Annotated in this window: 1 protein-coding gene and 2 pseudogenes; 2 read left to right on the top strand and 1 reads right to left on the bottom strand. The window is 71.1% G+C overall.

Annotated features, from left to right (window positions below; all coding sequences use genetic code 11):
* Window positions 1–92, top strand: a pseudogene (locus tag ABZ749_RS32570) (CDP-alcohol phosphatidyltransferase family protein); the annotation flags it as partial.
* Between the two features lie 1323 nt (window positions 93–1415).
* On the opposite strand, the gene ABZ749_RS32565 reads toward ABZ749_RS32570, so the two are convergent.
* The gene (locus ABZ749_RS32565) at window positions 1416–2861 is read right to left on the bottom strand and encodes an ATP-binding protein (RefSeq protein ID WP_357234637.1); all 1446 of its coding nucleotides are present in this window, start codon (window positions 2859–2861) and stop codon (window positions 1416–1418) included.
* A gap of 214 nt (window positions 2862–3075) precedes the next feature.
* Between ABZ749_RS32565 and ABZ749_RS32560 the strand changes: the two are divergent.
* Window positions 3076–3169 (top strand): annotated as a pseudogene (locus ABZ749_RS32560) (regulatory iron-sulfur-containing complex subunit RicT); the annotation flags it as partial.

Here is a 3169-nt window from a genome sequence, read left to right as displayed (position 1 = left end):
CGTTCCTCGACTCAAGCATGGACCGGGTCGCCGACAGCGCCGTCTTCGGCGCGGTCGCGTACTGGCTGGCCACCGAGGGCGACCACTCCGGGGACGGTGAGGCTGACCCGGTCCACCGCCGGTGCGTCGGTGTCCGGGTAGCGCAGGCTCACGCCGTCCACCTCGATCACGTCGACGCCGTCGGCCACCCGACTGCCTCCGACCGGCACCCGGGCCCGGGCGCGGGCCAGGAAGTCCTGGTAGTCCTGGTAGTAGAGGGCGTCCTCGTACAGTGAGTTCGTGGCGACTACCGCCACGCCCAGGCTGGTCCGCGCGGACTGCAACGCGAGCAGGGCGGTGGCCGCGGCGGCGAGGGCGACCATCCCACTGAGCAGCAGACCACCGAGGACCGCGTACACGCCGAAGGTGGCCAGCCCCGCCACCGTGGCACCGACGACCCGGGTGCCCGTCTGCGAGCGGACCAGCCGCAGCTGGGCACGGGTCTCGACGGCCATCACACCGCGGTACTCGGCGAGCAGGAAGTCGCGCATCTGGTAGGCGCGCACCTCGGCGGCGGTGTGCCGGTTGGCCATCAGGTGGGCGAGCATCCACATCCGTCGTCGGCGGGTGATCCGAGCCAGCATCGCCAGGTACTCCCGGCGGGCCATCCGCACCGCCGTGATCGCCTGGGGCACCGCGGCGAGCAACAGGCAGGGCAGCAGCAGCGGTTGAATGACGGTCACCGCCACGGCGGTGGCGAGCATACCGACCACGCCGGTGACAAGGTTGACGGTGTGGTCGACGATCCACGCCGCCTCGCCCATCCCCCGGTCGCGGGCGCGGTCCATCTCCTCGGCGAAGCCGGCGTCGTCGAACGCGGCCAGGTCCACCGCCGTGGTGGCCTCGAACAGCCGTAACTCCACCTGGTAGTTGATCTGCGGGGTCAGCCGGGCCTGGGCCCAACCGGCCGCGATGGTCAGGCCGCCGCGCGCCGACACCGCCGCCGCGGCCACCATCAGCGCCGGCAGGGCCGAGCGGACCCGGTCCGGGGTGGGACCGGCGGCGAATAACTCGCGCAGCACGCTCGTCGTGGCGAGCAGGCCGAACGTGGTCATCACCCCGGCGGCGATGTTCAGGCCGATGGAGGCGACGGTGTCGCGCTGGTTCGTGGACCAGGCCAGGCCGACCGCTTCCCGGACCAGCCGGGGCAGCCGCCGGGCCACCGCCCAGAAGCTGGTGTGTGCGAACTCCTGCGCGTGGTGCAGCCAGTCCCGATCCTCCAGCTCCGGCAGCACCGAGCTGTCGCCGGGCGGGTCGATCGGCTGGTCGTCGTCCTCAGCAGCGGTGCGCTGGCGGGCCATCGACTCCACGGACCCTCCTCCGGGCGGGGATCACAAATGCCGCCCGAGACTACTGCCCGCGACCACCTGCTGTCTCTAGGTAGTCGGCGCGTCGCGGGGCTCGTCCGTGATCGGCAGCAGGACCCGGAAGGTGGTGCGGCCCGGCTCGGTCTCCACCCGGATGTCGCCGTGGTGTTTGTGCACCACGATCCGGTACGAGATGTCCAGCCCCAGACCGGTGCCCGCGCCGACCGGCTTGGTGGTGAAGAACGGCTCGAAGATGCGCGGACGCACCTCTGGCGGGATGCCCGGCCCGGTGTCGGTGATTTCCACCGCCAACTGGTCACCGATCCGTCCGGTGCGGACGGTCAGCACACCCTTCTCCCCCATCGCGCCCAACGCGTTGTCGATCAGGTTGGTCCACACCTGATTCAGCTCGGCCGCGTACGCCGGGACCGGTGGGAGGCCCCGGTCGTACTCGCGGGCCAGTTTGACCTCAGCGGGGATCTTGCCCTTGAACATCACCAGCGTCGCGTCGAGCAGGTCGTGCACGTCCACCACCCGGTGCGGCGCGCGGTCCAGCTGCGAATACTGCTTGGCGGCGTCCACGAGCCCGGAGATCCGGGTGACAGCGTCGCCGATCTCGCGCATCAGCAGCTCGGTGTCGACGGTGTAGGTGAGCCAGCGCACCGCCGCCTCCAGGTCCGCGGCACCGACCGCGGCCTTCACCTGCGCCAACCAGGCAGCGTCGAGCCCACCGCCGACCAGGATCGGCGCCAGGTCCCAGGCCCCGCCGACGCCATGGTCCTCCAGCCAGTCGGTGAGGGTGTCCTCGGCGTCGGCCGTGGCCATCGGGGTCAACTTCGGCACGGTGGCCACCCGGGCGACCGCCTCCTCCTGCAACGCGACCAGGCCGTGCAGGGCGCTCCCGTCGAGCCGCCCATCGGCGATCATGGCGAGCTTGTGCCGCATCCCGGCCACCCGGTCCCGCAGCACCGACGTGGCCCGCACCGCCGCCGCGGCCGGGTTGTTCAGCTCGTGGGTCAGCCCCGCCGAGAGCGAACCGAGGGCCAGCAACCGCTCCCGCTCACCGACGATCGCCTGGCTGTCCCGCATCCCGAAGAACAGCCCCTCCAACAGGTGCATGGGCATCGGAAACCAGGACCGCAGGGCGTACGCGAAGTCCTCCGCCGGCAGCACGAAGAACTCCGCGTCGGTCACCGCCCGCAGGCTGTTGCGGTAGATCTGCTCAACCTGGTCACCCAGGTACGCCTGAGTGGCCCCGCCGTACACCCCGCGCTGGTCGGTCCGGCTGACCTCGACGTCGTCGCCGCGCACCAGGCGACTCAACGCCACCGCCCCGCGCACCAGCACGAAGAAGCAGGTCGCGGGCTCACCTTCGCCGTACACGAGGGTGCCGCCGGCACGCTGCTCGACCCGGCCGTGCTCGGCCAGCCAGGCGAGTTGCCCGTCATCGAGCGCCTCGAACAGGAACAGAGTGCGCAACTGCGCCGGTGTCAGCCGGTCAGACTCGATGGTCACAGGGACTCCTTCGCTCGCAGAACCGGCTCACTGGGCCACCTTTCGTTCGCGACTGCGGGGCTCGCAAACCCGGCTCACTCCTCGCGCTCACTGGGCCACCTTTCGTTCGCGACTGCGGGGCTCGCAAACCCGGCTCACTCCTCGCGCTCACTGGATTACCTTTCGTTCGCGACTGCGGGGCTCGCAAACCCGGCTCACTCCTCGCGCTCACTGCACCGATGACGGGCCCGAGGTGGCGGAGTGCGTGTGGGCCGCGCAGTGGGTGACCGAGGAGACCGACGGCTTCCCTCGCCTGGTCGGGTTGGCCG

The organism is Micromonospora sp. NPDC047753, from assembly GCF_040642735.1.
Classification (GTDB): Bacteria; Actinomycetota; Actinomycetes; order Mycobacteriales; family Micromonosporaceae; genus Micromonospora.
The sequence above is the reverse complement of the archived record's forward strand: the minus strand, read 5'-3'. Positions and strand labels throughout refer to the sequence as shown.